This is a genomic window from Bacillus sp. AR4-2 (assembly GCF_008274865.1).
Taxonomy (GTDB): Bacteria; Bacillota; Bacilli; order Bacillales; family Bacillaceae_G; genus Bacillus_A; species Bacillus_A cereus.
This window is the reverse complement of record NZ_CP031062.1, coordinates 4,663,416-4,677,087: the sequence shown is the minus strand read 5'-3', so window position 1 is coordinate 4,677,087 and position 13,672 is coordinate 4,663,416. Positions and strand designations below refer to the sequence as shown.

The following is a 13,672-nucleotide window of genomic DNA, read 5'->3' as shown; positions in this document are numbered from 1 at the left end:
CTTGAATTCTGGAATAAAACCGACTAATATAGGGAAGTATTATGTTAAATTTCTATGACAAAATTCGTACGATTTTTTGACTGCGTTTTGTTATGATATAGAATGTGATAAATTCCACATTCTTGACAAATAGAGTTTTTAGTACTTGGTATTATTTTTCATTACTATTATATAAAGAAAAGGGTTGTGATTTGGTGAAGACTCCAAAAATCGTAGTTTTAGGTGCAGGTTATGGCGGGATGATTACGACTGTTCGTCTGCAAAAAGCATTATCTGTAAATGAAGCTGAAATTACGCTAGTAAACAACAACAGCTATCACTACCAAGCGACTTGGTTACACGAGAGCGCAGCTGGTACATTACAAGATGAAAAAATCTGTCTAGATATTCAAGACGTTATTGATACAAATAAAGTGAACTTTGTACAAGACACAGTAGTAGAAATTAAAGCTGCTGAAAAACGCATTATCTTAAAAGACGGCGAGTTAGAGTATGACTACTTAGTAATTGGTCTTGGTTTCGAATCAGAAACATTCGGAATTACAGGATTAAAAGAGCATGCATTCTCAATCGCTAACATTAATGCAACTCGTGAAATTCGTGAGCATATGGAAGCTAGTTTCTCTAAATATGCAACTGAACAACGCGATGAGTTAGTAACAATCGTTGTTGGTGGTGCTGGATTTACTGGTATCGAGTACGTAGGTGAGCTTGCAAACCGTGTTCCTGAACTTTGCAAAGAGTACAATGTACCACGTGAAAAAGCACGTATCATCTGTGTAGAAGCTGCTCCAACAGCACTTCCAGGTTTCGATCCAGCGTTAGTAGAATACGCTGTAAAACAACTTGAGAAAAAAGGTGTAGAATTCCGCATCGGTACAGCAATTAAAGAAGCAACTGAAGAAGGTATTATCGTTGCGAATGGCGATGACACTGAATTAATTAAGTCTGAAACAGTAGTTTGGGCTGCAGGTGTTCGTGGTAACGGTATTGTGGAAGAGTCTGGATTTGAAGCAATGCGCGGACGTGTAAAAGTTGATGAGTACATGCATGCTCCAGGATACGAAGATGTATTCATGGTTGGTGACGCAGCGTTAATCATTAATGAAGAAATTAACCGTCCATACCCACCAACAGCACAAATCGCAATTCAACAAGGTTACAATATTGCACACAACTTAACTGTATTAGTTCGTGGTAAAGGCGAAATGAAGAAATTCGCATTTGATAATAAAGGATCTGTATGTTCTTTAGGTCATGACGATGCAATGGGCGTTGTTATGGGTAAAAAGTTAACAGGTTGGAAAGCTTCCTTCATGAAGAAAGTAATCGATAACCGTTACCTATTCTTATTAGGTGGACCTTTATTAGTTCTTAAAAAAGGTAAATTAAAGTTCTTTTAATATATATTAGAAAAAGCAGAAACGGCTAAGAGCTGTTTCTGCTTTTTTCATATTAAAAATATAGTATAATATAAAAAGAAAGAATATTCTGTCCGTTCTGAAAGAGGAGGTTATTACATCATGGAGAAACGAGGGAAGGTATGGCTAGCTGTTAGTGGTTTAGTAGCTACAAAAGATGGTAGGTGGCTATTTGTTAAGAAGAAATACAGTGGATTAAAAGGGAAATGGTCTTTACCGGCTGGTTTTGTAAATGAAGGTGAGACGGTTGATGAAGCTGTGAAACGCGAAGTGTTAGAAGAGACAGGCATTGTCGCTCATGTGAAGGGGATCATTGGTGTTCGATCGGGTGTTATTCGTAATGAGATTAGTGATAATATGATTATTTTTCTTTTGGAGCCTGAAGGAGAAAATATTATTATACAGGAGAAAGAATTGTCTGAAGTGGCGTTCTTACATCCGGATAAGATTGTAGACGATCCGAATACGTCTGTGCTTATTAAATATTTGTTAGAAGGAAGATCAGAACTACATCTTGAAGTGGACAAAACATTAAATCCAGGCGAACCATTTGGTTATACAGCTTATCACGTATTTACGGCACGTGCGAAGGAGAGGGGAAAAGAGTGAGTATACCGGTACTACTTATTTCAATGATGTTATTCTTTATTTTGTTCTTTGGAATTGGATTTTTACTCAACATGATTTTGCGAGCTACTTGGGTAATGGTTATTGTGTATCCGATTGTTTGTATGCTTATTATTAATAAAGCGAGTATGTGGGATTATTTTTCAAAACCGAAAGAAACATTTTCTTCATTTGGGAGAAGTGTATCGCACTTAGGACAAGCAGACGTATTTATTCTATCTACTGGATTAGTAGGGGCTGCTTTAGCAGGAGTCGTAATCAAGAAACTTCGGAAAAGCGGATATCAAATGTTTTAATCTCCAATTAAGTTGGAGATTATTTTTTTGCATATTCCTTCATGGTATAGGGAATGATTAACGATGAAGGAGTGTGGAATATAAAAATGTTAAAACGATATTGTATTCGCATTATGATGACTTGTTTACTTGCAATTGCATTATGCGTAACATGGAATGCTTTCACAGGAGTTTCTTTATTAGAGATTGTAAAGAAGTATGAGGGAACGAGTGCAAAAGAAGTACATGCAGCAGAAGTTAAGAGAAATGTTGCTCCGAGTAAAGAAGTGATAAATGCTTTAGAGCAGGCAAACGACTGGTCTAAATATCGTTCAATTGAAATGACTGCAACAGGTTATACGTCGGGAATTGAGTCAACTGGTAAGAGGCCGGGACATCCGGAGTATGGTATTACATATTCAGGTGTTAAGGCGAAAAGGGATTTATATTCCACAATCGCAGCGGACTTACACGTATTCCCAATTGGAACAATTTTATTCGTACCAGGTTATGGGTATGGTGTAGTAGCTGATAAGGGCGGTGCAATAAAAGGAAACCGTCTTGATCTATATTATGATACGGTGAAAGATGTTTATAGCCAATGGGGTAAGAAAAAAGTAAATGTGTACGTAGTAAAAGTAGGAAATGGTAAGTTTACAGAAGAAGAGTTAACGATGTTAAATCAAGACGAAACGATGCAAGTGTTTCGTGGTCAATATTTAAAACAAAGATAGTCTAGTCGTAATTACGCTAGACTTTTTTTCTTGGCTTATTTCATAATGGAGGGGATTTTACACGACATATAACTGTAGTTAGAATTGTCGCATTTTATCGAAAATAAAGTTATAATGGTGTTAGAGAAATTTAGGGGGTCTGAACATGTTTCAAGTACAAAAAGAATTAGCAGGTCACGAAGCAGTAATTGTCGCTTTATTTGAAGAAGAGAAAATGAGTAGTTTTGTACAAGAACTGGACAAAGCGTTTGAAGGACAATTACAAGTTTTACTAGAAGAGAAAGAATTATCTACGAAGAAAAAGGCCATTTCGAAAGTACATAGCTTAGGAAAAACAAATGTGAAACGTTATTACTTTGTTGGTTTAGGCAAGAAAGAGTCTTACACGACAGAAACGTTACGTGCGGCTCTTGGTAAGGCATTTAAAACACTGCAAGTAGCAAAAGTACAAGATGCAGCAATCTTACTTGATTCTTTCGTAACAGAGAAATTAGAGGCGATTGATGTCGCTCATATTGCAGCAGAGGTACAAGGCCTTGGTACATATGAATTACAAACGTATAAATCAGATAAAAAGGATCGTGTAGAGTTAGAGAAGTTCACGGCTATTACAGCGGAAGATGCACAAGAAATTGAAGCCGCATTAACAGTTGGCTACGTACATGGACGTGCAACAAATTCAGCTCGTACACTTGTAAATATGCCGCCAAACGTATTAACAGCGACAAAGCTTGCTGAGTATGCTGTTGAATTAGCGGAGAAGTATGATATGGACTATAAAGTTCTTGAGAAAGAAGAGATGGAAGATCTTGGTATGGGTGCGTTACTTGCAGTAAACCAAGGTAGTGTAGAGCCACCAAAAATGATTGCTCTTATTTATAAAGGAAAAGAAGAGTGGACAGATGTCATTGGATTCGTTGGAAAAGGTATTACATACGATACAGGTGGTTATTCTTTAAAACCACGTGAAGGCATGGTCGGTATGAAAGGTGATATGGGTGGTGCAGCTGCTGTATTAGGTGCGATGGAAATTATCGGTGAACTTCGCCCAGAACAAAATGTGATCGCTGTTATTCCTTCAACTGATAACGTTGTAAGTGGTACGGCATTTAAGCCAGACGATGTAATTACATCTATGAGCGGAAAAACAATTGAAGTATTAAATACGGATGCAGAAGGTCGTCTAGCTTTAGCTGACGGTATTACGTATGCGAAAAAACTTGGTGCAAACTACCTTGTTGATGTTGCAACATTAACAGGCGGTGTAATTGTTGCACTTGGAAACTATACGACAGGCGCAATGACAAATAATGAAGAGTTATTTGAGCAAGTGCTAGAGGCTTCTATGGAAACAGATGAGCCAATTTGGCAACTACCGATTTTTGATCGTGATAAAGAACGCGTTCGAAACAGTAAGTTTGCTGATTTAAATAACTCACCAGGCCGTGAAGGACATGCGGTTATGGCAGGTACATTCTTAGGCGAATTCGCTGAAGATACACCGTGGGTACACTTAGATATCGCTGGAACATCAGAAACAAAAGGCGCGCACGACTTAGGTCCAGCTGGAGCAACTGGTGCAATGGTACGTACACTTGCAACACTTGTGGAGCGTTTTGGAGAAGAATAATTTTTTGAAGAAAAGGCTGTCTCAAATTTTTGAGGCAGCCTTTTTTATTGGTATTTAATAGTTGATTTTCAATGTTATACTTATGTGATATAATCTTTCCTGTATTAGAAGTAAATAACAATTGAATAGGGAGGGAAAGAAGAGAGTGACAAAAATAGAAGCACTCTTATTATTATGAGGGAAGGAACTTTATCTCAACAAAATATAGTTGTATTGTTTTTTAAACAGTTACGCCCGAAACAGTGGACTAAAAACTTGCTTGTATTTGCAGCGTTAGTCTTTTCAATAAAACAAGTATCTTTAACTATGGTGGCACAAGCTGCAATTTGTTTTGCGCTATTTTGTGCAATATCTGGCTGTGTCTATATTTTAAATGATTTTATGGATATTGAGGCAGATCGACAACACCCTGTTAAGCGATATCGACCGATGGCATCGGGGGCATTAAATCCGTACTTTGCTATTACGGCAGGTTGTGTTATTTTAGTAGCGTCTTTAGTAGTTTCATATATATTAAATCCGTTGTTGTGCTTAGTATTAGCAGTCTATTTTATTTTAAATGTAGCGTATTCAATTCGTTTAAAACACGTTGTAATCATTGATATTTTAATTATTGCAGCTGGATTTGTTTTACGAGCATTGGCCGGTGGATTAGTTATTCAAGTGCCATTTACACCGTGGTTTTTATTATGTACATTATTACTGTCACTATTCTTGGCTATTAATAAAAGAAGACATGAATTAGTATTGTTACAGAATAATAAAGGTTCTCATAGAAAAGTATTAGAAAGTTATTCTCCTGCTTTGTTAGACCAATTAAGTACAATTGTTACATCGGCAACTATTGTAACTTATGCCATCTTTACTTTTAATGCAGGGAAAAGTATCTATTTAATGTGGACAATCCCATTTGTAATTTACGGGATTTTTCGTTATTTATATTTAGTTCACATGGAAGATAAAGGTGGAGAACCAGATAAAGTTTTATTAGAGGATCAGCATATTTTAATAACAGTGTTGTTATATGCGATAACAGTTATTATTATACTATTGAACTTTTAATTACTCTATTCGGGTTTGTTAAAACGTTTAAGAGGAGTGTCTTAAACGTTTTTTATTTGGAATAAAACATTTTTTGAATATAAACAGTTAAGGAGTATAGAGATGCAACAATTTTTAATGATTATTTTATCAGTTGGTATGGGAGTTGTAGGGCAAATTTTATTAAAATTTGGTGCAATGAAATCACAAAGTTCAGCGGCTGTAGGTATTATGAATTTCATTAACGTACCGAACTTTTTCGGACTAGCTTTTTACGGTTTAAGTGCATTATTATGGATGATTGTGCTGAGAAAGGTTGATTTAAGTTATGCATACCCAATGGTGAGTTTCGGATATGTATTTGTTATTATTGCGTCAGCATTATTATTTGGTGAAACAATCAATTTCATGAAAATTGCTGGAATGGTATGTATAGTAGCTGGCATTTTATTTATTGCAAAATCATAGGAGGTAAAGCAATGGGAACATATTTATATTGTATACTTCCATTTATAGCTTGGGTAGCTTCGGGAGTATTGAAATTTTTAGTGAATTATCTTCGTTCTGGAAAAGATGCTTTTCGTTTAGTTGGAAATGGTGGATTTCCTAGTACGCATACAACGATTTTATCAAGTATGGTCATGACAATAGGGTTTCATGAAGGGTTTAATACACCGATGTTTGGAATCGGGATAGCAATCTTAACAATTGTTATCATTGATGCCACAGGACTTCGCCGTACAGTTGGTAAACATGCAAGAATGTTGAATAAACATATAAGTTCGGAAGAAGAAAAATTAAGAGAGCGTCAAGGACATCATTGGCATGAGATTTTTGGTGGGCTTGTGTTAGGAACAGTTATTGGGTACGTGGCACATCTAATTATGTTATTTCTACCGTAGAGAGGAGAAGAAGTATTGAATATTTGGAATGATTATAAAGGAAAGGGGATATTAGCCCTTGTCCTTTTCATTTTTTATTGGTCATTTTATTTTTTTATCGGTTGGAAAATGGATACTCACTCTAAGCTTTTTATTGAAGCTTGGGTGGTTGATACCTATTTTTCTTTTGATCAAGGATATTATATCATCTCCTTTTTCCTTGAAAAAGTAGATGTAGCAGCGGCGACCTGGTTCCGACATCCATTCCTTTATTATTTTATTCAACAATTCATGTGGATGCTGGAGACAGTAAAAGTAGGGAATATTGTACATGGTATTATATTCATTCAAACGTTTTTAAGCGCGCTCAGTGTAGTGATGATTTATACATTATGCTGTAAAATTTGTAAGAATACGATTGTTTCTTTTTTACTAGCGGTCATGTATGGATTTTCAGCTACAATGTTAGTTATTACGTGGACACCAGAATCTTTTAGCTATGCAAATTTCACATTGGTACTTATGTGCTTTGTATGCTATCCATTTATTACAGGGGAAAAAGAAGCGAAAATAGGATTTAGTATTGCGAATGTATTGTTGGCAATAGTAATAACAGGGGTTACATTAACCAATTCGTTTATGTGGTTTTTAGGTAGTCTGATGAGTTATAAGAAACTACGGAAAAAAATTATTTGGACTGGTATTTCGATTGTTATTGTCGTGGTCCTGTTTGTATTAGCAATGAACGCAAATAATGTCGTTCTTATCGAAGGATTAAAGGGTAGTATGGACTTTGCTGCGCAAGGACAGAGTTTTTCACCAGAATACGTTAAGCCATCAGGTATATTAGTATTTCATCTATTATTAGGATCTTCATTCATCTTTGGACCATTCTCGGAAGTTACTTTAAGACAAGGTGAGCAATTCGCACAATTAAATATACTTCCATCGCATACTATGATCGGGTGGATTGTGATTGTATCTGTGTATGCTTTTATAATAGTAGCTGTATGGAAAAACTTTAGAAAAGAGCCTTTCGTAAGGTTTTTAAGTTTCTGTTTACTATTTAATATTGTTTTACATGGAATTATTGGTTTTGGGGCATCTGAAGCATTTATTTATGGCGCACATATGCTGTTTACAATACCGTTATTATTGGCATATGGTTTTAAAGTGATGAGACGTGTAAAAGTAGTTGCTTTATGTTTAATATTAATATTAATAATTATAAATAATTTTGAAAGTATGCTATATTTTTATCATTTTGCAGTCTCCAATTATTCTTTATAATAAAATAGATTTTTAATAAAAGGGTACTTTAGATAGGATTTCTAAAGTACCCTTTTTTACTATTTCTTAAAAATAGATAAAAAATAATAGCTAGAAGTGAAGCATTTTAGAAAACATATAGTTGTTATGAAAGAGGTCTAAACATGTTTTGAGTACAAAAAGAGTAGTAAGTGTACTTAGACATCCCTGTGAGCAAATAATTTATGGTCAGCTCGAGCAATGGTATAGGTAATTCGTATACTTTTCGAGCATTTTGTAGAAGAATAATTTTTTTGAAGAAAAAGCTGTCTCAAATTTTGGAGACAGCTTCTTCTATTGATATGGTAGGTGTATTTGGTGGTAATTCGATATAACTTCATTTACTACTGCGCTGTTCAAAAAAGTGTTTATAAAGAAATCGTATACAAAATCCCGTTTAAAGCAAAAGAAGTACGGCCCGTTTCTTCAGAGACAACTAATATAAGTGCATCACTCTTTTCTGATAAGCCAATTGCAGCTCTGTGACGTGTTCCTAGCTCAGGATCAACTTCTGTACTTTTCGTTAAAGGAAGAATATTAGCAGCTGAGACAATATGATTATTTTTTACGAGAACGGCACCGTCATGAAGAGGGTTACCTGGATAAAATATTGATTCGAGTAATGGTGCAGTTAAATGAGCGTTTAATGTCGTTCCAGTTTGAATGAGAGCTTCAAGCGTCTCGTTTCGTTCCACAACGATAAGAGCACCATGTTTTCTGGCGCTTAAATGTTGGATAGCTGTCGTAATAAAAGATGAACTTTCCGTATAAGGTGATAAATATGCCTGAATGTAGTATGTAGCTGCCAATGTTTGTACATTTGCTAACATATGATGAATATCTTCCATTTTGCATAAAATACATTCGTCTTCTTTATCGATTGCGTTCCTCATAATCGATAGTTCTTTTTCAGCAATTTCAATCATTTGCTTTGTTTGTATTTTGAGCTCTTCTGACAAGCCCCATTCGTGCATAATCCTCATTCCCTTTAGTGGAGTATTTAACAATAGTGTATACAAATATTCCTAGTAAAATCCTACTAGATTTTATAAAATATTGAGATACAGCATGTTTTTTTCATATAATAAAGGTATGACGAGCGAGAGGAGAGAGAAGAATGAATTGGAAACAAGAATTTAGTCGCTGGCTTTCTTACGCACAATTAGATGCAGAATTAAAAGAACAGCTAGAAAATATGAAGCAAGATGAGAAGAAAATCGAGGATAGCTTTTATAAAAATCTAGAGTTTGGTACAGGTGGTATGCGTGGTGAACTTGGTGCTGGTACGAACCGTTTAAACGTATATACAGTTCGTAAAGCAACAAAAGGATTAGCAAGCTTTATTGAAAAATTAGGTGAGGAAGCGAAAAAACGCGGTGTTGTTGTAGCCTATGATTCTCGTCATAAATCACCTGAGTTCGCAATGGAAGTTGCTGCTACACTTGGGGCACGCGGTATCACAACATATGTGTTTGAAAGCTTACGTCCAACGCCAGTACTTTCTTTCGCAGTTCGTCATTTACATACAGTAAGTGGAATCGTTCTTACGGCAAGCCATAATCCACCTGAATATAACGGATACAAAGTATACGGTGAAGATGGTGGACAGTTACCTCCAAAAGAAGCAGATGAGTTAATTAGCTACGTAAATGCAGTAGAAGATGAATTAACAGTTGAAGTCGCTGATGTAGAGCAATTAAAAGCTGACGGTTTATTACATATTATTGGACAAGAAGTAGATGATGCATATGCTGCAGAATTGAACAATGTCATCATTAATAAAGAAATGGTGCAAAAGGTCGGCAAAGACTTAAAAATCGTCTTTACACCATTACACGGAACATCAAATATTTCTGTACGCCGTGGTTTAAAAGAAGTTGGGTTTACAGATGTGACAGTTGTAAAAGAGCAAGAGTTACCAGATCCAAACTTCTCTACAGTAAAATCACCGAACCCAGAAGAGCACGCAGCGTTTGAGTATGCAATTCGTGACGGTGAAAAGGTAGGCGCAGATGTATTAATCGCAACTGATCCTGACGCAGATCGTCTAGGTGTAGCAGTGCGTAATCATAATGGTGAGTTCCAAGTATTAACAGGAAACCAAACAGGTGCATTAATGCTTGATTACTTACTATCTCAAAAGAAAGAAAACGGAACGCTTCCGGAGAACGGTGTCGTATTAAAAACAATCGTAACGTCTGAGATTGGCCGTACAATTGCGAAAGCATACGGTTTAGATACAGTTGATACGTTAACTGGATTTAAATTTATCGGTGAGAAAATTAGGCAGTATGAAGAAAGCGGACAATATGAATTCCAATTCGGTTATGAGGAAAGCTATGGTTATTTAATCCGCCCATTCTGCCGTGATAAAGATGCAGTACAATCTGTCCTATTTGCATGTGAAGTAGCTGCATACTACAAATCACAAGGGAAAACGTTATATGACGGTCTATTAGAAGTATTTGAGAAGTACGGTTTCTTCCGTGAAGACCTTGTATCGTTAACGTTAAAAGGAAAAGATGGAGCGGAAAAAATCCAAGAGATGATGGCAACGTTCCGTGAGAATCCGCCGAAAGAAGTAGCAGGCTTAACAGTCGTAGCAGTGGAAGACTATAAAGCAAGCATCGTTACATCTTTACAAGATGGACATAAAGAAGAGATTCACTTACCGAAATCAAATGTGTTAAAATATCAATTAGAGGATGGTTCATGGTTCTGCCTACGTCCATCTGGAACTGAGCCGAAGATTAAGTTTTACTTTGGTGTAAAAGATAGTTCTTTACAAAATAGTGAACAAAAGTTACTTACTATTAAAGAAGACATTATGAATCGTTTATAATACAAAGTAATTTTAAGTAGTAAGGAACAAAAGGGAGCGAAATCTCCCTTTTGTTTTATGTAGGAAATAATTGCTATTGATTCCGACAGGAGAGAGGGTATTTTGTGATGAAAAAAGTAAGAAAAGCGATAATCCCAGCAGCTGGATTAGGAACACGTTTTTTACCAGCAACGAAAGCAATGCCGAAAGAAATGTTACCGATAGTAGATAAACCAACGATCCAATACATTGTAGAAGAAGCAGTGAAATCGGGTATCGAAGATATTATTATCGTTACTGGTAAAACAAAGCGTTCTATTGAAGATCATTTTGATAATGCATTTGAACTAGAACAAAACTTATTAGAGAAGAAAAAATATGAGTTGCTTGAAAAAGTACAAGCTTCTTCAAAAATGGTAGATATTCATTATATCCGTCAAAAAGAGCCGAAGGGACTAGGACATGCTGTTTGGTGTGCGCGTAAATTCATTGGTGATGAGCCGTTTGCAGTGTTACTAGGTGATGATATTGTCCAAGCTGAGAAACCGTGTTTACGTCAATTAATGGATGAGTATGAAAAAACACTTTCTTCTGTTATTGGTGTACAAACTGTTCCAGAGTCGGAAACACATCGCTATGGAATTATCGATCCATTAGAACAAGAAGGTCGTCGTTACCAAGTTCGCAATTTCGTTGAGAAACCAGCACAAGGTACAGCTCCTTCAAACTTAGCAATTATGGGCCGTTACATTTTAACGCCTGAAATCTTTATGTTCTTAGAACAGCAACATGTCGGTGCTGGTGGTGAAATTCAATTAACAGATGCAATCCAAAGCTTAAATGAAATCCAACGTGTATTTGCTTACGATTTCGAAGGAAAGCGCTACGACGTAGGTGAAAAGCTAGGATTCGTTCAAACGACAATTGAAATGGCCCTGCAACACCCAGAATTACGTGATGACATGGTTGCAATGATGAAGAAAATTTTAGAAGAACAAGCGAATCAAGAGTCTTAATATAAAAAAAGAGTTATTGCAGCAATCTGCAATAACTCTTTTTTATTATGAAATCGTCGAATGAGAATGCTGATAAGCAGAACGACGCACAGCATAGTATATGCGAGGTGCGATAATAGCACCGATAATTGTAAATGCAATATCTTTTACTGCAAACCACATCATAATCATCCAAGCAGCTTTATAGCTCATATTACCGCCCATAAAGAGATTGACTGCTCCGTACATGTAAGTAGTACCGATTATATAAGTTAAAATAATTCCAGTGAAAGAGGCAATTGCAAATGTAATGAAAGTTGGTCTTTCTTTTTGTTCTACTAGTTTTCCTGATACGTAAGCAACGATAATAAAGGCGATAATAAAACCACCAGTAGGATCTAAAAGTGCTCCAAATCCAGCTTTGAAGTTAGCGAAGATTGGTGCGCCGGCTAAGCCAACGAGCATATATACAGTCATGGATAAGGCACCAAGTCTACTTCCAAGAAGAAGACCTGCTAAAATTGCGAAAAATGGTTGCATAGATAATGGGATGCCTGCTACTTGTAAGAAAGGTGCCCAAGATACAATATTTGCACCGATGGCCATAAGAGCAACGAACATGGCAGCTAATGCTAAATCTAAAACATGAAATCTTCTCATAATGTTAACCTCCTGTTGTTTTTAGGTTAACATTATCGTAGCGAAAATATTTACTTGTTGTCAATCAAAATATTTTGATAAGAAGGCTTTAAATAGTCTCTTAGCAACGTATATGGAATACGAAATTGCGGAATTCCACTTGAATAGGGAGCAATCTCATATAAAGGGAAATAAATGACGAGATTGTCTGGCTCTAAAAAGAAGTGGAATTTTTTCATACTCATTACTTTTTCAGTTGCATCAGGAAAATAAATGCTTTCATTTTGTTTAATTTGTCGTACAATCTCCGCACGGATTACATCTTTATATTTATCCTTTTGTTGAAATAAATCGTCTAAGTGCAGTACCTTTTTTTCGTTTAAATCGAATGTATTTGCCTTCCACGTATAAAGACCGTGTGCTCCGCCAGTATATTGATAGTAATTCACATATAGGCTAAGAAAAGGTGGTTTGTTTAAAGAGACTTTATAATCAACATTTGCTACGTACGGATGAAAGGGTGTACTAGATCCTTCTGTCTCTTTATAATATTTTTTTGCTTCTTTTTCTAATTTGTTTTTAAATTTGTCAGTGGATTTTTTGTAGTATAAATTGAGTTTATTTTGAAATTTAGAATCAGAAAAGTTGTGAAAAGAAGGCCTATTTATTTGATATTCTATATAAGGTTTCTTACCTTTTTGCGTTACAGTCTTAACATCGATTGTCAGGTTAGATGCTTTGGCTGTTATTGCACAATTTGGTACAATAGTCAGCAAGGAGAACATAAGCAGTAATATACAAAATTTCTGTTTCATTTAGGTGAAGCCTCCTTATATAAGTGTTATAAGTAGTTTGAAAATAAATAGGTAAAATTATACATTTAATTAAAGTAAGAGAAGGGGGAAGCGATATGGCAAAAACTTTAATGGATTCACTTGGAATTGAGTTGTTAGAGATGACAGAAGATAAGGTAGTTGCTACGATGCCTGTTGATGAGCGTACGCATCAACCGTTTGGATTTTTACATGGAGGTGCATCGGTTGCATTAGCGGAAACAGTGGCAAGTGTTGGTTCATATAATTTAATTGATCAAGAAAAATGTATTTGTTTCGGATTAGAAATTAATGCAAACCACATTCGCTCAAAGAAAGATGGAATTGTAACAGCGATCGGAACACCGATACATAGAGGACAATCGACAATGGTTTGGGATGTTCGTATTATTGATGAAAATGATGATTTACTATGTATATCAAGATGTACAGTAGCAATTAAAGAAAAACGTGAAAAGTAAAAAAGA

15 protein-coding genes are annotated in these 13,672 nt (G+C 35.8%); 12 read left to right on the top strand and 3 right to left on the bottom strand.

Translation table 11 applies throughout. The annotated features are described in order from the left end of the window. Positions 1–194: 194 nt before the first annotated feature. The 9 genes from DN399_RS24285 to DN399_RS24245 all read left to right on the top strand — a co-directional run bounded on the left by DN399_RS24285 (position 195) and on the right by DN399_RS24245 (position 7,899). Positions 195–1,403, top strand: a complete 1,209-nt coding sequence (locus DN399_RS24285) for an NAD(P)/FAD-dependent oxidoreductase (RefSeq protein WP_000856612.1) — start codon at positions 195–197, stop codon at positions 1,401–1,403. Positions 1,404–1,523: 120 nt separating this feature from the next. Next, complete coding sequence (locus tag DN399_RS24280) at positions 1,524–2,030, top strand: NUDIX hydrolase (RefSeq protein ID WP_000415315.1); 507 nt, start codon at positions 1,524–1,526, stop codon at positions 2,028–2,030. Next, positions 2,027–2,344, top strand: a complete 318-nt coding sequence (locus DN399_RS24275) for a YuiB family protein (RefSeq protein WP_149149995.1) — start codon at positions 2,027–2,029, stop codon at positions 2,342–2,344. Before DN399_RS24280 ends, DN399_RS24275 begins: the two co-directional genes overlap by 4 nt. A gap of 86 nt (positions 2,345–2,430) precedes the next feature. After that, positions 2,431–3,057 carry a 3D domain-containing protein gene (locus tag DN399_RS24270; protein WP_149149994.1) on the top strand — a complete coding sequence of 209 codons (627 nt, stop codon included), beginning with the start codon at positions 2,431–2,433 and terminating at the stop codon, positions 3,055–3,057. A gap of 145 nt (positions 3,058–3,202) precedes the next feature. Next, positions 3,203–4,687, top strand: a complete 1,485-nt coding sequence (gene pepA, locus DN399_RS24265; RefSeq protein WP_000487952.1) for a cytosol aminopeptidase — start codon at positions 3,203–3,205, stop codon at positions 4,685–4,687. A gap of 174 nt (positions 4,688–4,861) precedes the next feature. After that, the gene (locus DN399_RS24260; RefSeq protein WP_001206693.1) at positions 4,862–5,749 is read left to right on the top strand and encodes a decaprenyl-phosphate phosphoribosyltransferase; all 888 of its coding nucleotides are present in this window, start codon (positions 4,862–4,864) and stop codon (positions 5,747–5,749) included. 102 nt (positions 5,750–5,851) lie between these two features. Further along, complete coding sequence (locus tag DN399_RS24255; protein WP_001183889.1) at positions 5,852–6,196, top strand: EamA family transporter; 345 nt, start codon at positions 5,852–5,854, stop codon at positions 6,194–6,196. An 11-nt stretch (positions 6,197–6,207) separates the two neighbouring features. Further along, positions 6,208–6,630 (top strand): divergent PAP2 family protein, encoded by a 423-nt coding sequence (locus DN399_RS24250; protein WP_016123673.1) that lies wholly within the window; start codon positions 6,208–6,210, stop codon positions 6,628–6,630. A 15-nt stretch (positions 6,631–6,645) separates the two neighbouring features. Further along, positions 6,646–7,899 (top strand): DUF6080 domain-containing protein, encoded by a 1,254-nt coding sequence (locus DN399_RS24245; RefSeq protein WP_025710385.1) that lies wholly within the window; start codon positions 6,646–6,648, stop codon positions 7,897–7,899. A gap of 386 nt (positions 7,900–8,285) precedes the next feature. On the opposite strand, the gene cdaS is transcribed toward DN399_RS24245, so the two are convergent. Then, on the bottom strand, positions 8,286–8,891 hold the full coding sequence (gene cdaS / locus DN399_RS24240) for a sporulation-specific diadenylate cyclase CdaS (protein WP_000545252.1): 606 nt from the start codon (positions 8,889–8,891) through the stop codon (positions 8,286–8,288). Positions 8,892–9,034: 143 nt separating this feature from the next. Between cdaS and DN399_RS24235 the strand changes: the two genes are divergently transcribed. After that, positions 9,035–10,759, top strand: a complete 1,725-nt coding sequence (locus DN399_RS24235) for a phospho-sugar mutase (protein ID WP_001104221.1) — start codon at positions 9,035–9,037, stop codon at positions 10,757–10,759. 107 nt (positions 10,760–10,866) lie between these two features. Then, positions 10,867–11,754, top strand: a complete 888-nt coding sequence (gene galU / locus DN399_RS24230; protein ID WP_002097988.1) for a UTP--glucose-1-phosphate uridylyltransferase GalU — start codon at positions 10,867–10,869, stop codon at positions 11,752–11,754. A gap of 45 nt (positions 11,755–11,799) precedes the next feature. Here galU and DN399_RS24225 read toward each other — a convergent pair whose 3' ends face one another. Together DN399_RS24225 and DN399_RS24220 are read right to left on the bottom strand one after the other, a co-directional pair. Continuing rightward, on the bottom strand, positions 11,800–12,393 hold the full coding sequence (locus DN399_RS24225) for a biotin transporter BioY (RefSeq protein ID WP_001252150.1): 594 nt from the start codon (positions 12,391–12,393) through the stop codon (positions 11,800–11,802). A gap of 50 nt (positions 12,394–12,443) precedes the next feature. Continuing rightward, positions 12,444–13,187, bottom strand: coding sequence for a DUF3298 and DUF4163 domain-containing protein (locus DN399_RS24220; RefSeq protein ID WP_000810329.1), 744 nt, complete (start codon positions 13,185–13,187; stop codon positions 12,444–12,446). Between the two features lie 95 nt (positions 13,188–13,282). Here DN399_RS24220 and DN399_RS24215 point away from each other — a divergent pair, with 95 nt between their 5' ends. Continuing rightward, positions 13,283–13,666 (top strand): hotdog fold thioesterase, encoded by a 384-nt coding sequence (locus tag DN399_RS24215; protein WP_001140612.1) that lies wholly within the window; start codon positions 13,283–13,285, stop codon positions 13,664–13,666. The last annotated feature ends 6 nt before the right edge of the window (positions 13,667–13,672 follow it).

Excerpts from the sequence above, each read along its gene's own strand:
- DN399_RS24280 (WP_000415315.1), top strand. The coding sequence starts at position 1,524 with ATGGAGAAACGAGGGAAGGTATGGCTAGCTGTTAGTGGTTTAGTAGCT.
- DN399_RS24270 (WP_149149994.1), top strand. The coding sequence starts at position 2,431 with ATGTTAAAACGATATTGTATTCGCATTATGATGACTTGTTTACTTGCA.
- pepA (WP_000487952.1), top strand. The coding sequence starts at position 3,203 with ATGTTTCAAGTACAAAAAGAATTAGCAGGTCACGAAGCAGTAATTGTC.
- DN399_RS24260 (WP_001206693.1), top strand. The coding sequence starts at position 4,862 with ATGAGGGAAGGAACTTTATCTCAACAAAATATAGTTGTATTGTTTTTT.
- DN399_RS24255 (WP_001183889.1), top strand. The coding sequence starts at position 5,852 with ATGCAACAATTTTTAATGATTATTTTATCAGTTGGTATGGGAGTTGTA.
- DN399_RS24250 (WP_016123673.1), top strand. The coding sequence starts at position 6,208 with ATGGGAACATATTTATATTGTATACTTCCATTTATAGCTTGGGTAGCT.
- cdaS (WP_000545252.1), bottom strand. The coding sequence starts at position 8,891 with ATGCACGAATGGGGCTTGTCAGAAGAGCTCAAAATACAAACAAAGCAA.
- DN399_RS24235 (WP_001104221.1), top strand. The coding sequence starts at position 9,035 with ATGAATTGGAAACAAGAATTTAGTCGCTGGCTTTCTTACGCACAATTA.
- galU (WP_002097988.1), top strand. The coding sequence starts at position 10,867 with ATGAAAAAAGTAAGAAAAGCGATAATCCCAGCAGCTGGATTAGGAACA.
- DN399_RS24225 (WP_001252150.1), bottom strand. The coding sequence starts at position 12,393 with ATGAGAAGATTTCATGTTTTAGATTTAGCATTAGCTGCCATGTTCGTT.
- DN399_RS24220 (WP_000810329.1), bottom strand. The coding sequence starts at position 13,187 with ATGAAACAGAAATTTTGTATATTACTGCTTATGTTCTCCTTGCTGACT.
- DN399_RS24215 (WP_001140612.1), top strand. The coding sequence starts at position 13,283 with ATGGCAAAAACTTTAATGGATTCACTTGGAATTGAGTTGTTAGAGATG.